Consider the following 16,019-nt stretch of genomic DNA (forward strand, 5'->3'; position numbering starts at 1 on the left):
ATCCTTTGCTGTGCTCACCCGTCGGTCCGCTTTACCAATCCCGAATCCCAAATCACGAATCCCTGCTGCCATGAGCCACTCCGTCGAAGACATCAAAGCCGAAAGCCGCCGCCTGCGCGGGTCGCTGCTGCAGAGCCTGGCCGATCCGGTCACCGGGGCGCTGCGCGAGGACGATCAGACGCTGATCAAGTACCACGGCAGCTACCAGCAGGACGATCGCGACCTGCGCGACGAGCGGCGCCGGCAGAAGCTCGAACCGGCCTACCAGTTCATGATCCGCACGCGCACGCCGGGCGGGGTGATCACTCCGGAGCAGTGGCGCAAGCTCGACGCCATCGCCACCACCTACGGCAACCACTCGCTGCGCATCACCACGCGCCAGGCGTTCCAGTTCCATGGGGTGATCAAGCGCGAGCTGAAGGCGACGATGCAGGCGATCAACGCCTCACTGATCGATACCCTGGCCGCCTGCGGCGACGTCAACCGCAACGTGCAGGTCGCCGCCAACCCGCTGGCCTCGCGCGCGCACGCCACGCTGTACGCCGATGCGGCGCGCGTGTCCGAACACCTGCTGCCCAATACCCGCGCCTACTACGAGATCTGGCTGGACGAAGAGCAGATCGTCGGCAGCGGTCAGGAACAGGAGCCGATCTACGGCGACACCTACCTGCCGCGCAAGTTCAAGATCGGCTTCGCGCTGCCGCCGATCAACGACGTGGACGTGTTCGCCAACGACCTGGGCTTCATCGGCGTGCTCGGCGCGGACGGCGAACTGGCCGGCTACAACGTCAGCATCGGCGGCGGCATGGGCGCCACCCATGGCGACGCCGAGACCTATCCGCGCGTGGCCAACGTGATCGGCTTCATCGCGCGCGACCAGCTGCTCGATGTCGCCACCGCCGTGGTCACCACCCAGCGCGATCTCGGCAACCGCACCGTGCGCAAGCGCGCGCGCTTCAAGTACACCATCGACGACCACGGCCTGGATGTGGTCGTCGCCGAGATCCAGCGCCGCGCCGGCATCGCGCTGCAGCCGACCCGCGCGTTCGCGTTCGAGCACAACGGCGACCGCTACGGCTGGAGCGAAGGCGAGGATGGCCGTGCGCACCTGACCCTGTCGCTGCCGGCCGGGCGCATCGCCGACCATGACGGCGGCGCGCGCCATCTCAGCGGCCTGCGCGAGATCGCCGAACTGCTGCAGCGCGACGGCGATGGCGCGCATTTCCGCATGACCTCCAACCAGAACCTGGTCATCGCCGGCATTCCGGCCGCGCAGCGCGAGGCGATCGACACCCTGGTGCGCGCGCACGCGCTGGACGCCGGCAACCAGGCACGCACCGCGCTGGCGCGCGCGGCGATGGCCTGCGTGGCGCTGCCGACCTGCGGCCTGGCGATGGCCGAGGCCGAGCGCTACCTGCCCGACTTCGCCGGCAAGCTGGAGCCGTTGCTGGACCGGCACGGGCTGCGCGAGGCGCCGATCCTGCTGCGCATCTCCGGTTGCCCGAACGGTTGCTCGCGGCCGTATCTGGCCGAGATCGCGCTGGTCGGCAAGGCCCCCGGCCGCTACAACCTGATGCTCGGCGCCGATCACCGCGGCCAGCGCCTGAACACGCTGTACCGCGAAAACATCGGCGAGCCGGAAATCCTCGACGCGCTGGATCCGCTGTTCGCGCGTTACGCCAACGAACGCGACGCCGACGAGGGCTTCGGCGATTTCCTGCACCGCAGCGGCCTGGTCGCGCTGCCTGCCTACCCCACCCACCGCCATCTCATTCCTTCGGAACTGCACGCATGAGCGCCCTGCCCGCCTCCGCCCACCACGATTCCGCCAACGCGCCGGCCACGGCATGGGACCTCGACGCGGTCAATGCGTTGCTGGCGCCTATGACCGCCGTGCAGCGCGTGGCCTGGGCGCTCGAACACGGCCCGGCCGAGGCCGCGCTGTCGTCGAGCTTCGGCGCGCAGTCGGCGGCGACGCTGCACCTGCTGACCCAGCAGTTGCCGGACATCCCGGTGATCCTGATCGATACCGGCTACCTGTTCGCCGAAACCTACCGCTTCGCCGACGCGCTCACCGACAAGCTCAAGCTCAACCTCAAGGTGTACCGGCCACTGGTCAGTCGCGCCTGGATGGAAGCGCGCCATGGCCGCCTGTGGGAACAGGGCATGGTCGGCATCGAGCAGTACAACAACCTGCGCAAGGTCGAGCCGATGCGCCGCGCGCTGGACGAACTGAAGGTCGGCACCTGGTTCACCGGCCTGCGCCGCAGCCAGTCCGACAGCCGCGCGCAGACCCCGTTCGTGCAGAAGCGCGGCGAGCGCTACAAGATCAACCCGATCGCCGACTGGAGCGACCGCGACCTGTGGCAGTACATGCAGCAGCACGGCCTGCCGTACCATCCGCTGTGGGAAGAAGGCTACGTGTCGATCGGCGACTTCCACACCACCCGCCGCTGGGAACCGGGCATGCGCGAGGAAGACACCCGCTTCTTCGGCCTCAAGCGCGAGTGCGGCATCCACGAGGACATCTGAGGCGAGCTTGTCGCAGGCCTCTGCGAGCCCGCGCCAGCTTTTCCTGTGGAAGCGACTTCGGTCGCGACGAACGCAGCAATGAACCTTCCGGCTTCGGGTACGGTCGGGACTGAAGTCCCTCCTACAGCGCACCCAGCAGACACCTCGCGCAGCCCCTGTAGGAGCGGCTTCAGCCGCGACAAACGAAGCGGTGAACCTTCCGGCTTCGGATACAGCCGGGACTGAAGTCCCTCCCACAGTGCACCTAGCAGACACCTCGCGTAGTCCCTATAGGAGCGGCTTCAGCCGCGACAAACGAAGCCGTGAACCTTCCGGCTTCGGATACGGTCGGGACTGAAGTCCCTCCTACAGTGCACCCAGCAGACACCTCGCGTAGCCCCTCCTGTAGGAGCGGCTTCAGCCGCGACAAACGCAGCGGCGAACCTCCCGACTTCGGACGCCGTCGGGACTGAAGTCCCTCCCACAGGGCACCCGGTGAGCCGACCGCGAGCCCCTTGTGGGAGCGACTTCAGTCGCGACGAGCAGAACGAGGAACCTTGCGGATTCTGATGCTGATGCCATCGGGACCGACGTCCTCACGCAGTACACCCAGCGAATTGGCTGCGAACCCCATGCGCCAAACAGCACCGCCTCACTCCCGCCGCAGCACCCACCACCAATCCACCGCCAGCATCAGCAACAGCGACACCCCGACCAGCGGGAACAACACGCCGCCGATCGCCAGCAGCACGAGCACGCCGCGCAAGGTGCGCCGGTCCGCCGGCAGCGGCGGCACGCCCAATCCGCCGGCCGGGCGCCGCTTCCACCACATCAGCGCGGCGCTGACGCACAACAGCAGGATGCCGATGCACGAGACGATCAGCAGCAGCTGATTGAACGTGCCGTATTGCTGCCCCAGGTGCACGTTGATACCCCATTCCAAGGCCTTCGCCATGGGCCCGTAATCGGCGTAGCGCATGTCCAGCAGCACCTTGCCGCTGTACTGGTCCAGGTGGATCACCCGCTGCTGTGCAAGATCCGGCGGATACACCGACGCGGTGTAGACACCGCGCACGCCACGCGGCAGCGCCACGCTGTAGCCGGCGGCGATACCCCGCGCCTGGAACCGCGCCACCGCCGCGTCCAGGCCGATGGCGCCGGGCGCCGGCGCCATCGCCTCCATGGCGTTCATCTCCATGCCGCCATGCGCGGCATGCTCCGCATGCGCATCGTTGCCGTTGTCCGCCACGCTCGATGCCGAAGCCGCAGCCGCATTCGCCGCCGCGGGCATCGGCATCGGCATCGCTGCAGTCTGCGGCAGCTGCGACTGCGGCAACCGCGCCTGGCGCAGCGACCAGGCCGGCACCTCTGCGTCGCTCAGGCGTTGCGTGGACATCGGCACGTCCACGCGCAGGCCAGCCGGATAGCCATAGTGGTGGCCATTGGCGAGACGGTTGACCTGCGCGCCCCAGAACCATGACCACGGCATCCCGGTCAGCGCCAGGAACAGCAGCATCGCGCCGACCACGCTGCCGGTCAGCGCATGCGTATCGCGCCAGAACACGCGTTGCGGCGGCCGTCCGCGCACCGTCGTGACGCCGCCGCGGCGGCCGCGCGGCCACCACAGGTAGACGCCAGTCAGCACCAGCAGGATCGCCCAGCCCGCGGCCACTTCGATCAGTGCGCTGGCCCACGGCCCGACCAGCGCGAGACTGTGCAGGCGCCGGATCGTCCACGCCACCGTGCCGTGCTCGGGCAAGCTGCCCAGCACGCGCGATCGATACGGATCCACGTACACCACCACGCGGCGGGCATCGGCGGTCCCCACGGTCACTTCCGCCGACGCGTCGCGCCGCAGCGGCGTGGTGTAGCGCAATGCCTGCCCAGGCTGCGCCGCCAGCGCCACCTCAAGCAGGCGCTGCGGCGCGACGGCCCGTGCCTGCGCCGGCACCTGCACCGTCTTAAGCGCACGGTGGAAGTAGCCATCGATCGGCTGCTGGTAGACGAAGGCGGCACCGGTCAGCGCCAGCCACGCCAGCAATGGCAGCACCAGCAGGCCGGCGTAGAAATGCCAGCGCCACACGGCGCGGTAGAAGCGCGCCGGCGGCGCCGCCGTCGGGTTCGGCATCGCCATCACCATCCCCAACTGAGGCTGGCGTACAACGCGCGGCCGTCGCCCGGCGAGTAGCCGGACGAGCCGCTGTCGTACCAGGCGTAGACGTAGTGGCGATCGGTCAGGTTCTTCAGCTGCAGCGACAGCTCGCGCTGCGCGCGCCATGCCCACGTCGCGCCGACATTGGCCAGCGCGTAGCCGCCGTAGCGGCCCAGCGTATTGCTGCGTTCCAGATAGTAGTCGCCCTGCGCATTGCCCCAGGCCGACAGCTTCAGCCGCGGCGTGGCCTGCCAGTCGATGCCGGCGGTGGCCAGGTAGTGCGGCACGTTCTCGATCTCCTTGCCGCGCGTGGCCGGCGCGCTCGGATCGGGCGTGACGATCAGCGCGCGCTGACGCGAATACGCCAGCCACAGCGTCCAGCGCTCGTCAGGACGCAGGGTCAGCTGCGCATCCCAACCGCGGGGCAAGGTCTTGCCGACGTTGCCGACCTCGCCGGTGCCGACCGTGCCATCGACGCCGAGGATGGTCGCCACCTCGTCGGACGCGCGCTGCTCCCAATAGGCGATGCGCGCGTCCAGTCGCTTGGCGTCGGCGAACTTCAGGCCGGCTTCCCAGCCGTCGTTGTACGACGGCGCCAGGTTGCCGGGCTGGCTGCGGTAGGCGCCGTTGCCGCTGCCGATCTGGAAGGTGCGGCCCAGGTTGGCATAGGCGCTGGTCTGCGCGGTCAGCGCGAACACCGCGCTGAGCTTGGGCTGCTTGATCGCGCCGTAGGCGTAGGCCGGGTAGCGCGCACCGCCGAGCCGGTCGCGGAAGCTACCGTCGACCCAGTCCACGCGGTAGGCCGGCACCAGTTGCAAACGCTCGAACGGGCGGATCACCGCCTGCACATAGACCCCGCGCGTTTCCAGATCGAAATCCCAGTCGCGCAGCGGCGCGGTGCGCACCCGCGCCACCGTGCGATAGCGTTGCGAGGTGTTGTCCTGCCATTGCCCGTCGACGCCGCCTTCCAGCGCGAACGACGTCGCCCAGTCCACTTCGGGACGCCAGCTGGCCTTGGCCAGGAAACCGCGCTGGGTCTCGTCGGTATCGCGCTCCTGCTGCGCGCCGGCGGCGGTGAAGCGCACCCAGCGCTGGTTCTGGTAGCGATTCCAGTACAGCGTGGCGCTGCCCTGCACGGCATCGGCCAGTTGCGCATCCAGGTGCAGGCTCACCTGCCCGGTCTGGCGTTCGCTGCGGTCGTCGCGCGCATAGTCGGGCGAGCTGCGCGATGCGCGTTGCGCGCTGGCGTAGTCCAGATAGCCCGCTTCCAGCGCTTCGTTGCGGTAGTAGCGCGCACTGAGCCCGGCCCGCCAGGCCGCGTCCGGCGCGGTGTAGAACCACTTGCCGGCGAAGGCCCGCTTGCGCGCGTCGGCATGGTCGCGGTAGCCGTCGCTGTCGCGCCAGGCGGCGAAATAGTTCTGGCTCCAGCCGCCACGTTCGATGCCCTGGCTGGCCTGCACCTCGCGCGTGCCGAAGCTGCCGGCGGTGACGCTGGCGCGGCCGTCGTTGCCACCGCTGCGGGTCAGCACATCGACGCTGCCGGCGATGGCGTTCAAGCCGTAGCGCGGATCGTTGGTGCCGCGCACGATCTCGATCGCGGCGATGTCCAGCGGAAACACCGCATCCAGGTACGGCATGCCGCCGGCGTTGTCGTTGCTGGGAACGCCGTCGATCAGCAGCTTGACCGCGTTGACCCGGCCTTCGCCGTTGAAGCCGCGGAACGAGAAACGGCCGGCGTCGGTGCCCATCTTGAACTGGGTGACCTGCACCCCGGGCGCGCGCATCAGCAGCTCCCAGCTGTAGTCCACATGCTGGTCCTGCAGCAGGTCGCCGCCGAGGATGTCCACGGAACTGAGAACGCTGCGCGCGGTCGGCAAGGACAGCGGATCGGCCCGGACCTGGACCTTGCCCAGGGTCAAGGCGGAATCGCCGACGGGCGGTTGCACGCCGCCGTCGCCGGCATGCGTCGGCAGGGAGACGCTGGCCGCGAAACAGGCGCAGCCGTACGCCGCCAGACGCGGCACGGAAAAGAAACGGATCATCGATGGCTCCATCAGCACGAAGACGCGCCGCGGCGACGCCACGGCACGAAAGAACAGCCGTTCGTGTTTCAGGAGTACAGCGGAGGCCCGCGTGCGGCGTGAGCGCGCCAGATGCCCGTGTCCACCACCGGCGCGCGCGGCGCGGCCAGCGGCACGCGCTGGCGCAACCACGGCAACACCAGCAACAGCAACGCCAGCAAGGGCAGCAGGCGCGCGGCCAGCAGGCAGTAATCGCACGCCTGCTCGTGCGCCATGCCGCCGTCGTCATGGACGCCGGCGTGGGCAGGCGACGACGCCGCAGGCAACGCAAGCACCGATTGCAGGCCGCGGCTGGTGCACAGCGCCTCCGCCGCGGCAGCGGCCCAGTCGCCGGACCGCGCCTGCTGCCAACGGCTCAGCAACGGCGCAGCCAGCATCAGCGCGATCGCCAGCAGGGCGAGCGTTCCCCAAAGCGACGTTGGCTGGCGGCGACGGATCACCGCCGCAGTCTAGGGCCTATTGCCGGGCTCGCGGAAGGCCCTGCGACAGCTTGACGCATGTGCGGCAAGGCGGGACGCGCGGTGTGCATGCCGCCGGGCGACCGCACACGGCGCGCCGATCCGGCCGCGGCAGTGACCCAGCCCCCACTTCGGCGACAGGAATCGCTTACAGCGTGGCGCGGTGCTCAAGCCCTGTGGTGCCGTGTCGATACCTGCACCGAAGCCACGCCTGTGCGTCGGCCATTCGAAGACTTCATCCGTGGAGGGACGAAGATGATTCCGAGTAAAAGCCATCCCAAGTGGGTTCCGCTGCTCCGCGGCGATACCAAGCTGCAGTTCAAGGTATTCGCCGGGAACATGATGCTGAGCCAGTGCGCGCGCAAGTTGAAAAGCGATGCGTCGCCGCAGACCGTACAGGCCTGCATCGACGAGGCGCACGCGTTCTTCAGCAAATACGAAAATCTCTACAAGGCCGAGCTGCAGGCCCACTTCTGAGGAGAAGCGACATGCTGATGACACGCGAACAAGCGGCGCAGAAGATCCAATCCGGCGCCACGCTGTACCTGGCCGGCGACCAGGCCCTGCTCGACAGCCTGCCCAAGGGCAACTGGATCGGCGGCACCATCCCCTATTTCATGGACAAGCAAGGCGGCACCCACAGCCGCGAACTGATCTTCGTCAGCGAGCAGGACCCTTGCGTCAGCGGCTCGAGCGTGCGCTGGTACGACGTGGGCGAACTGCCGTCCATCGCCAGCGACTCGCCCGATCACGGCTTCAGCGTGATCATCCTGCCGGCGACCAGCCAGGCGCACGTGCGCTATGCGCAGGATTCGCCCGACTACCCCGGACTGTTCATGAAGAACATCGTCGGCTGGGTGTCCGGCGTGGACCTGGCGGACCTGGGCAAGCTGGCGCCGCGCATCTACGACGGCACCAGCGGCAAATCCTACAGCGAAGGCTGCGTGGCGCTGCACGCGACGCTGCCGGAGGACAAGATGGTCTCGGTCGGGATCGTCAACTGCTTCGAGCAGGGCGACGGCGACGTGATCACCTTCGCGCAGGACGGCTTCGACGTCGGCCAGGCGCTGGTCAACGGCGAGCCGCGCGACTTCGCCGAGTACCTCACCGCCAACCAGATCGACGTGCGGCTGCCGCTGGTCGCCGACTACAACGGCGAGAAGATCAACGCCAGCATCCAGTCGATCGACCAGGACGGACGCAAGGTCACGCTGTACGCGCCGGTGTTCCGCGGCGTGGAGTACCGCATCGCTGCACCGGTGGCCAACTACGTCGAGGAATTCTCGCGGCAGTTGCCACAGACCGTGAGCAGCCCCGAGTTCAGCTGCAACTGCATCCTCAACTTCCTGTATTCGGAACTGGAGGGCAAGCGCACCGGCGAACTGATCGGACCGGTGACCTTCGGCGAAGTGGCCTACCAGTTGCTCAACCAGACCATGGTGTACCTGCAGATCGAGGACATGCCGACCTGAGCGCCGCACAACGGCTCCACCCGGCGGGCGCAGCGATGCGCCCGCCGTCGTTTGTGGAACGGGGCCACGCGCTTGCTTCATTTCGTAATTTCTGGAATTATCGAATTGATGGACGCCGACAGCACCGTTTCCGCCCTGCGCGCGCTCGCCCACGGGCACCGCCTGGCCGCCTACCGTGCGCTGGTCCAGGCCGGGCCGGACGGCATGGCGGTGGGCGAATTGCGCGCCGCATTGGGCCTGCCCGCGGCGACGCTGACCGCGCACCTGCACGTGCTGCGCGGGGCCGGCCTGATCGCCGACGAACGCCAGGGCCGGGTGATCCGGCTGCGCGCCGACTACGCGCGCATGTACGCGCTGATCGGCTTCCTGACCGAAAACTGCTGCGGCAATGGCAGCTGTTCCCCCGACGCTGCAGCGCCCGCCGCCGCGCGCGTGCCATAGCGCAGCGCCCTCCTCCCTATCGCACCGAGTCCCGATGAGCGCCATCACGATCTACCACAACCCCGCCTGCGGCACCTCGCGCAATGTCCTCGGACTGATCCGCAACAGCGGCGCGGAACCGACCGTGGTCGAATACCTGAAGACCCCGCCGGACCGCGCCACCCTGCAGGCGCTGATCGCAGCACTGGGCATCCCGCTGCGCGAGGCGATCCGGCAGAAGGGCACGCCCTACGCCGAACTGGGTCTGGACGACCCGGCGCTGAGCGACGACGCATTGCTCGACGCGATGCTGCAGCACCCGATCCTGATCAACCGGCCGATCGTGGTCACCGCACTGGGCACGCGCCTGTGCCGGCCGTCGGAAACGGTGCTGGAGATCCTGCCCTCGCCGCAGCGCGGCGCCTTCGCCAAGGAAGACGGCGAACCCCTGATCGACGCGGACGGCCGCCGTGTCGGTTGACCTGTCCGAGCTGCCGAACCTGGACCCGGCCGCGTTCGTGCGCCCGGATCCGCTGGCGCTGAGCGCCGCCCGCGCCACGCATCCGCCGCGCATCCTGCTGCTGTACGGCTCGTTGCGCGAGCGCTCCTACAGCAAGCTGCTGGCGCTGGAAGCGGCGCGGCTGCTGCAGGCGATGGGCGCGGAAACGCGCCTGTTCGATCCGCGCGGCCTGCCGCTGCCCGACGCCGCCCCAGACAGCGATGCGAAAGTGCAGGAACTGCGCGAGCTGACCCTGTGGAGCGAAGGCATGGTCTGGTCCTCGCCGGAACGGCACGGCGCGATGAGCGGCGTGCTCAAGGCGCAGATCGACTGGATCCCGCTCAGCCAGGGCGCGCTGCGCCCCACCCAGGGCAAGACCCTGGCGCTGCTGCAGGTGTCCGGCGGCTCGCAGTCGTTCAATGCGCTCAACCAGATGCGCGTGCTCGGCCGCTGGATGCGCCTGCTGACCATCCCCAACCAGTCGTCGGTGGCCAAGGCCTGGCAGGAATTCGATCCCCCCGGACGGATGCTTCCCTCGCCCTATTACGACCGGCTGGTGGACGTGATGGAGGAACTGCTCAAGTTCACCCTGCTCACCCGCGACCTGGCGCCGTACCTGGTCGACCGCTACAGCGAACGCCGGCCGGGCACCGATTCCCTGGCCGCGGCATCGGGCGCGGCACCGCCGGCGGTCGTTGCGTCGACGTGAAGACCGCGTCGTCAAAATGTGTGATCGGTACCATAGACTGAGCGACTCACCGTCGCCGAGCCGTTCGCATGTCTTCCGTCGCACCCGCTGCCGGCCCGGTCTATTGCGCCGCCAAGCCCGGCAACGAAACGCTGCGCCTGGACGCGTTGCATAGCTACGCGATCCTGGACACGCCGCGCGAGCCGGCCTTCGACGACATCACCCGCCTGGCGGCGATGATCTGCCAGACCCCGATCGCGGTGGTCAACCTGATCGACAGCGAGCGGCAGTGGTTCAAGAGCGAGATCGGCCTGGGCACCCGGGAAACCCCGCTGGCGACCTCGCTGTGCGCGCACGCATTGCTCGAGGACGACCTGCTGCTGGTGCCGGATACGCGCGAGGATCCGCGCTTCGCCTCCAATCCGCTGGTCACCGGCGCGGAACGCCTGCATTTCTACGCCGGCGCCTTGCTGAAGACCTCCGACGGCCTGCCGCTGGGCACCGTCTGCGTGCTCGACCGGCGCGCGCGGCAGCTGACCTACGAACAGATCGAAGCGCTGCGCGCGCTGGCGCGGCAGGCGATGGCGCAGCTGGAACTGCGCAAGGCACTGGCGCTGGCGCAGGAATCCAACCATTACCGCAGCCGCCTGCTGGCCATCGCCGGCCACGACCTGAAGACGCCGCTGCGCACGGCGTCCTATGCGTTGGCCAAGGTCCAGCGCCAGCTCGATGCGGTCGGCAGCGTGCCGCTGGACGAGGCGCGCAAGGCGCTGAACCAGGTCGCCGCCGGCCTGGACGATCTCGCCACCAGCGCGGTCGCCGGCGGTGAGCACAGCCTGCCGGTGCAGGGCGAGGTGGCCCTGGGCGAGCTGCTCGGCCCGATCCTGGACACCTGGCGGCCGCAGGCCGCGGCCAAGGGACTGCGGCTGCGCTACGTGCCGACCAAACTGCGCGTGCGCAGCCACGCCACGCTGCTGGCCACGTTGCTCGGCAACCTGCTCGGCAACGCGGTCAAGTACACCGAGCACGGCTCGGTGCTGATCGGCTGCCGGCGCCGGCGCGATCACGTGGTGGTGGAGATCATCGACAGCGGCATCGGCATGGACGGCGACAGCCTGCGCACCCTGTTCCAGGCGTTCCGCCAGGCCGATCCGCGCAGCGAAGGGCTCGGCCTGGGACTGTGGATCGTGCGCCGCACCGCCGAGACGCTGGGCTGCAGTGTCGAGGTGCGCAGCCGCCCGGGCCAGGGCAGCCGCTTCTCGGTCACGCTGCCGCTGGCGAGCGCGACCAAGGCCTGAGCGCCACCGCACCGCGCGCACCGTGGCGCGCGGCACTGCGGGTTATTCCTTCAGCACCATGTCGATGCACAACACCGCGGCCATGATCAGGATGCGCACGTCGTCCTCGCTCGGCACCGCATTCTCGATCGCGAGCATGTAGTTGTCGGCCGAGGTGAACAGCTCCTTGCCCAGCCCGGCCCACTTCTTGGACACCCGCGCCAGTTCGCGCTCGCCCTGCACGAAGCGGAAATCCCAACTGGTCCATTTGCCGCGCAGCGTGCACACCAGCTTCTCGCGCGCATCGAGCACGTCGAACTTGCCGCCGATGGAGAAGAACTTCTGGCTGAAGGAACCGACCAGGCGATCGTGCTCGTCCAGCACCTCGACCTTGGACAGGAACAGCGAGAAACCGCGCTTGACCGTCAGCACCTTCTGCCCGTTCGGGGTGCGCACCTCCACATGGAACGGGGTCATGCGCTTGTAGTCGCTGAAACGGAAGATCTTGGTGAACAGGCCCAGGTTCGGCTCGCGGCATTCGAGCACCTTCTGGTTGCTCTGCGGATCGAACACGTCGTAGTTGTTGGCGGCCTTGAACATGCCGACCTGCTCCTTGACGAAGAACAGGTTCTGCTGGAGGACGGGGTGCATGGACATCCTTGTTTCGGGTAAAAGAGCGCGCACCGTAGCGGCCGCGCGCAAGGATGGCAATGGCATGCCCGAACGGCACGGCATCGGCGCGCAGCGACGAGCGCGCCGTGTGCGCGGCGCCAGCGGCGAGCGCCGCTGCGGATATCGCCCGACTGGAGCGGCAAGCGCCAGGCGCGGCGAAGACGCCGCAGCAGCGCCGCTCAGCTGGTGATGGTCTGGGTCAGCTCTTCCCAGGTCGGCGGGGTCGGCCAGTCCGGCTCCTGGTTGCCTTCCATGACCCGGCGCAGGTCGCGGGTGTCGATCTGCGGCGCCAGCACATGCACCAGTTCCAGCGCGTAGTCGCGCAGCACGCGGTCGCGCGGCAGCACCGCCCAGGCGATGCACTCGGGGATCTCCGGCGGCGCCGGCCAGGCGCGCAGGTCGGTATCGCCGGCATGCACCGCCATTTCCGCGAGCAGGCCGACGCCGAGCCCGGCACGCACGTAGGTCTTGATCAGGTCCGCGTCGAGCGCGGTCAGGGCGATGCTCGGCTCCAGCCCGAGCCGGGCGAACGCGCGCTGCAACGAGGAGCCGGAGCGGGTCGAGGATTCGTAGCTGATCAGCGGCTGCGCTGCCAGCGCGGCCATGTCCGGCACCCGCTTGGGCACGTCCAGCGCATGCCCGCGCGGCACCAGCACCAGCCGCCGCCAGCGGTACAACGGCACCGCGATGCCGGCGCCCGGCTCGCTGCCGGCGGTGCTGACGATGGCGATGTCGGCGTCGCCCTGGCTGAGCAGGTCCAGCGCCGCGCTCTCGGCGGCCTGCTGCAGATGCACGCTGACCTGCGGATACGCCTGCTTGATCTGCGCCACCGCCGGCGGCAGCACGAAGCGCGCCTGGGTGTGGGTGGTGGTCAGGGTCAGCTGGCCCTGGCTCTCGCGGCGCTGGTTGGCGGCGTAGGTGCGGATGTTGTTGGCCTCGGCCAGCACCGCGCGGGCGCGCTCGATCACTTCGCGGCCGGCCGGGGTCACCATCTCCAGGCTGCGGCCCTTGCGCACGAACAGCAGGAAGCCGAGTTCGTCCTCCAGCTGCTTGAGCTGCTTGGACAGCCCCGGCTGGGTGGCGTGCACGCGTGCCGCGGCCAGGGTGATGTTGAGATCGGCATCGGCGATGGCGACGAGGTAGCGGAGTTGGGTCAGCGTCATCGGAGCGAGGGCGAGGCGCCGCCTGGCGGGAGCAGCCACGACTGTAGTGGAAATGGGCCTCTCACCTTATAACCGAAAGCTATCTGGTACAGGCATGAAGTCATTTCCGGAGGCTATAAGGCGGCGCTACGGTCACGCCTCCCACCTTCTTCCTGCGTTGCGACCGCCGTGAGCCCTGCCCCGATTGCGTTGTATCCGGACCTGCGCGAGCGGCCCGTGCTGGTGGTCGGCGGCGGTGCCGCCGCCGAACGCCAGGTGCAGGCGTTGCTCGCCGCCGGCGCGCTGCCGCGGCTGGGCGCGCCGGCACTGACGCCGGTGTTGCAGGCCTGGGCCGATGCAGGACGCGTCCAGTGGCTGCACGGCCGCTTCGATGCCGCCTGGCTGGATGCGGTGTGGTATCTGATCGCTGCCAGCGACGACCCCGCGGTGAACCGGCAGGCGCTGCAGGCTGCCGCCGCGCAGCGGGTGCTGGCGCAGGACGCGGTCGGCGCAGCCGATACGGCCGCAGCCACGGCGTCGGCGGACGATGCCGGCGACGGCATCGGCGCATCCGCGGCTGAAACGCAGGCGCACGCGATCCGTCCCGGCACGGTGACCCTGGTCGGGGCCGGCCCCGGCGATCCCGGCCTGCTGACGCTCAACGCGCTGCGCGCGCTGCGCAGCGCCGACGTGGTCCTGCACGACCGCCTGGTCAGCGCCGCGATCCTGGACCTGCTGCCTGGCACCGCCGAACGGATCGAAGTCGGCAAGTCGGCCAGCGGCCACAGCGTGCGCCAGGAGCAGATCCACGCGCTAATGCTGGAGCACGCGCGACGCGGGCGCCGCGTGGTGCGGCTGAAGGGCGGCGATCCGTTCGTGTTCGGCCGCGGCGGCGAGGAACTGGAATACCTGCGCGCGCACGGCGTGCCCTACGCGGTGGTGCCGGGCATCACCGCGGCGCTGGCCTGCGCGGCCTACGCCGGCATCCCGCTGACCCATCGCGAGCACGCGCAGTCGCTGCGCCTGGCCACCGCGCACTGCAAGGAATCGTTCGACACGCTGGACTGGGCCGCGCTGGCGCAGGAACGGCAGACCCTGGCGGTGTACATGGGCGTGGCCGGACTGGACACGGTGCGCGAACGCCTGCTGCGCGCCGGCCGCGCCGCCGACACGCCGTTTGCGCTGGTGGAAAACGGCTCGCGCCCGCAGCAGCGGGTGGTGGTCGGCACCCTGGCCGACCTGCCCGACACCGCCCGCGCGCACCAGGTGCGCTCGCCGGCGTTGCTGATCCTCGGCGAGGTGGCCGCGCTGGCGAGCCCCCTGCACTGGTTCGGCGCCGCACCGCTGACCGCACCGCCCTCACCTTTCCCGAAGCCGGCCGTGCCTACCCTGGCCCACGCCGCCTGACCCGCATCCCTTTTCCGGAGACCCTGCGCATGGCCATCTACGACAACATCCTCGACACCATCGGCCACACCCCGATCGTCAAGCTGCACCGCCTGCCGCCCGAGCACGTGAGCCTGTACGTCAAGGTCGAGGCGTTCAATCCTGGCGGCTCGGTCAAGGACCGCCTGGCGCTGGCGATCGTGCTCGACGCCGAGGCCAAGGGCCTGCTCAAGCCCGGCGATACGATCGTCGAAGCCACCTCCGGCAACACCGGCGTGGCCCTGGCGATGGTCGCCGCCGCGCGCGGCTACAAGTTCGTGGCGACGATGGTGGAGACCTTCTCGATCGAGCGCCGCAAGCTGATGCGCGCGTTCGGCGCCAAGGTGATCCTGACCCCGGCCGCCGAGCGCGGCAGCGGCATGGTGCGCAAGGCCGAGGAACTGGCCCAGCAGCACGGCTGGTTCCTCGCACGCCAGTTCGCCAACCCGGCCAACCCCGCCTACCACCGCAGCACCACCGCCGCGGAAATCCTGCGCGATTTCGCCGGCCGCCGGCTGGATCACTTCGTCAGCGGCTGGGGCACCGGCGGCACCCTCACCGGCGTCGGCGAAGTGCTGCGCGTGGCGCGTCCGGACGTGCGCATCACCGCCACCGAGCCGGCCGGCGCGGCCTTGCTGCAGGGCCAGGAGTGGAAGCCGCACAAGATCCAGGGCTGGACCCCGGACTTCGTGCCCGAGGTGCTCAACCGCGAGGTCTACGACGAAGTGCTGAGCGTGGAGGACACCGATGCGATCTCCGTCTCGCGCCGTCTTGCCGCCGAGGAAGGCATCTTCACCGGCATCTCCGGCGGCGCCACCGTGGCCACCGCGCTGCGCGTGGCCGAGACCGCGGCGCCCGGTTCGGTGATCCTGGCGATGCTGCCGGACACCGGCGAGCGCTACTTCTCCACCCCGCTGTTCGCCGACATCAACGAAGGCTCCGACGACGACTGGCTGGCCGGGCTGCCGTAACGGCGCGTGGTACGGCGCGGCCGCAGCGTGCGGCTGCGCTGGCCAGGCAAGCAGTATCACAGCGGCGAGGCGTCACGTAGGAGGAGCTTTCGGCTCCGCCCCGATTCCAGCGTCGGCAGGGTGCAATGTGGGAGGGACTTCAGTCCCGACGCTTTCCGGCATCGGAAAGAACACCGCTGCGTTCGTCGCGGCTGAAGCCGCTCCTACATTCGCCTTCGGACAGCCGGCGGGGTGCACTGTAGGAGGGGCTT

At 69.3% G+C, this 16,019-nt stretch carries 15 protein-coding genes; 10 read left to right on the forward strand and 5 right to left on the reverse strand.

The features are described from left to right. Positions 1–70: 70 nt before the first annotated feature. Positions 71–1,795 carry an assimilatory sulfite reductase (NADPH) hemoprotein subunit gene (cysI, locus tag JR064_RS08345; RefSeq protein ID WP_206229415.1) on the forward strand — a complete coding sequence of 575 codons (1,725 nt, stop codon included), beginning with the start codon at positions 71–73 and terminating at the stop codon, positions 1,793–1,795. Next, a complete protein-coding gene (locus JR064_RS08350; protein WP_184414758.1) occupies positions 1,792–2,532 on the forward strand; it encodes a phosphoadenylyl-sulfate reductase in 741 nt (246 codons plus the stop codon). The genes cysI and JR064_RS08350 overlap by 4 nt, the downstream gene beginning before the upstream one ends. A gap of 631 nt (positions 2,533–3,163) precedes the next feature. Here the strand turns inward: JR064_RS08350 and JR064_RS08355 are convergent. From JR064_RS08355 to JR064_RS08365, 3 genes are all read right to left on the reverse strand, one after another. After that, on the reverse strand, positions 3,164–4,645 hold the full coding sequence (locus JR064_RS08355; protein WP_206229416.1) for a PepSY-associated TM helix domain-containing protein: 1,482 nt from the start codon (positions 4,643–4,645) through the stop codon (positions 3,164–3,166). Next, complete coding sequence (locus tag JR064_RS08360) at positions 4,645–6,705, reverse strand: TonB-dependent receptor (RefSeq protein WP_241092931.1); 2,061 nt, start codon at positions 6,703–6,705, stop codon at positions 4,645–4,647. Before JR064_RS08360 ends, JR064_RS08355 begins: the two co-directional genes overlap by 1 nt. Before the next feature lie 68 nt (positions 6,706–6,773). Beyond that, the gene (locus JR064_RS08365; protein WP_338123696.1) at positions 6,774–7,184 is read right to left on the reverse strand and encodes a DUF2946 family protein; all 411 of its coding nucleotides are present in this window, start codon (positions 7,182–7,184) and stop codon (positions 6,774–6,776) included. 57 nt (positions 7,185–7,241) lie between these two features. Here JR064_RS08365 and JR064_RS23065 point away from each other — a divergent pair, with 57 nt between their 5' ends. From JR064_RS23065 to JR064_RS08395, 6 genes are all read left to right on the forward strand, one after another. After that, positions 7,242–7,679 (forward strand): hypothetical protein, encoded by a 438-nt coding sequence (locus tag JR064_RS23065; RefSeq protein WP_241092932.1) that lies wholly within the window; start codon positions 7,242–7,244, stop codon positions 7,677–7,679. Between the two features lie 11 nt (positions 7,680–7,690). After that, positions 7,691–8,674, forward strand: a complete 984-nt coding sequence (locus JR064_RS08375; protein ID WP_206229417.1) for a DUF6976 family protein — start codon at positions 7,691–7,693, stop codon at positions 8,672–8,674. A 108-nt stretch (positions 8,675–8,782) separates the two neighbouring features. Further along, positions 8,783–9,115 (forward strand): ArsR/SmtB family transcription factor, encoded by a 333-nt coding sequence (locus JR064_RS08380; RefSeq protein WP_206229418.1) that lies wholly within the window; start codon positions 8,783–8,785, stop codon positions 9,113–9,115. A 34-nt stretch (positions 9,116–9,149) separates the two neighbouring features. Beyond that, positions 9,150–9,575, forward strand: a complete 426-nt coding sequence (gene arsC, locus JR064_RS08385; protein WP_206229419.1) for an arsenate reductase (glutaredoxin) — start codon at positions 9,150–9,152, stop codon at positions 9,573–9,575. Beyond that, on the forward strand, positions 9,565–10,302 hold the full coding sequence (gene arsH, locus JR064_RS08390; RefSeq protein ID WP_206229420.1) for an arsenical resistance protein ArsH: 738 nt from the start codon (positions 9,565–9,567) through the stop codon (positions 10,300–10,302). Before arsC ends, arsH begins: the two co-directional genes overlap by 11 nt. A 68-nt stretch (positions 10,303–10,370) precedes the next feature. After that, on the forward strand, positions 10,371–11,579 hold the full coding sequence (locus JR064_RS08395; protein ID WP_206229421.1) for a sensor histidine kinase: 1,209 nt from the start codon (positions 10,371–10,373) through the stop codon (positions 11,577–11,579). A gap of 42 nt (positions 11,580–11,621) precedes the next feature. Here JR064_RS08395 and JR064_RS08400 read toward each other — a convergent pair whose 3' ends face one another. Together JR064_RS08400 and JR064_RS08405 are read right to left on the reverse strand one after the other, a co-directional pair. Next, on the reverse strand, positions 11,622–12,209 hold the full coding sequence (locus JR064_RS08400) for an LURP-one-related family protein (RefSeq protein ID WP_179566746.1): 588 nt from the start codon (positions 12,207–12,209) through the stop codon (positions 11,622–11,624). A 200-nt stretch (positions 12,210–12,409) separates the two neighbouring features. Next, positions 12,410–13,393: a LysR family transcriptional regulator gene (locus JR064_RS08405; RefSeq protein WP_206229422.1), complete on the reverse strand. Its 984-nt coding sequence runs from the start codon at positions 13,391–13,393 to the stop codon at positions 12,410–12,412. Between the two features lie 168 nt (positions 13,394–13,561). On the opposite strand from JR064_RS08405, the gene cobA reads away from it, so the two are divergent. Then, positions 13,562–14,779 (forward strand): uroporphyrinogen-III C-methyltransferase, encoded by a 1,218-nt coding sequence (cobA, locus tag JR064_RS08410; RefSeq protein WP_206229423.1) that lies wholly within the window; start codon positions 13,562–13,564, stop codon positions 14,777–14,779. 29 nt (positions 14,780–14,808) lie between these two features. Continuing rightward, positions 14,809–15,768: a cysteine synthase A gene (cysK, locus tag JR064_RS08415; protein WP_179566752.1), complete on the forward strand. Its 960-nt coding sequence runs from the start codon at positions 14,809–14,811 to the stop codon at positions 15,766–15,768. The last annotated feature ends 251 nt before the right edge of the window (positions 15,769–16,019 follow it).

The sequence above is a fragment of the Xanthomonas bonasiae genome, assembly GCF_017163705.1.
GTDB classification, from domain to species: Bacteria; Pseudomonadota; Gammaproteobacteria; order Xanthomonadales; family Xanthomonadaceae; genus Xanthomonas_A; species Xanthomonas_A bonasiae.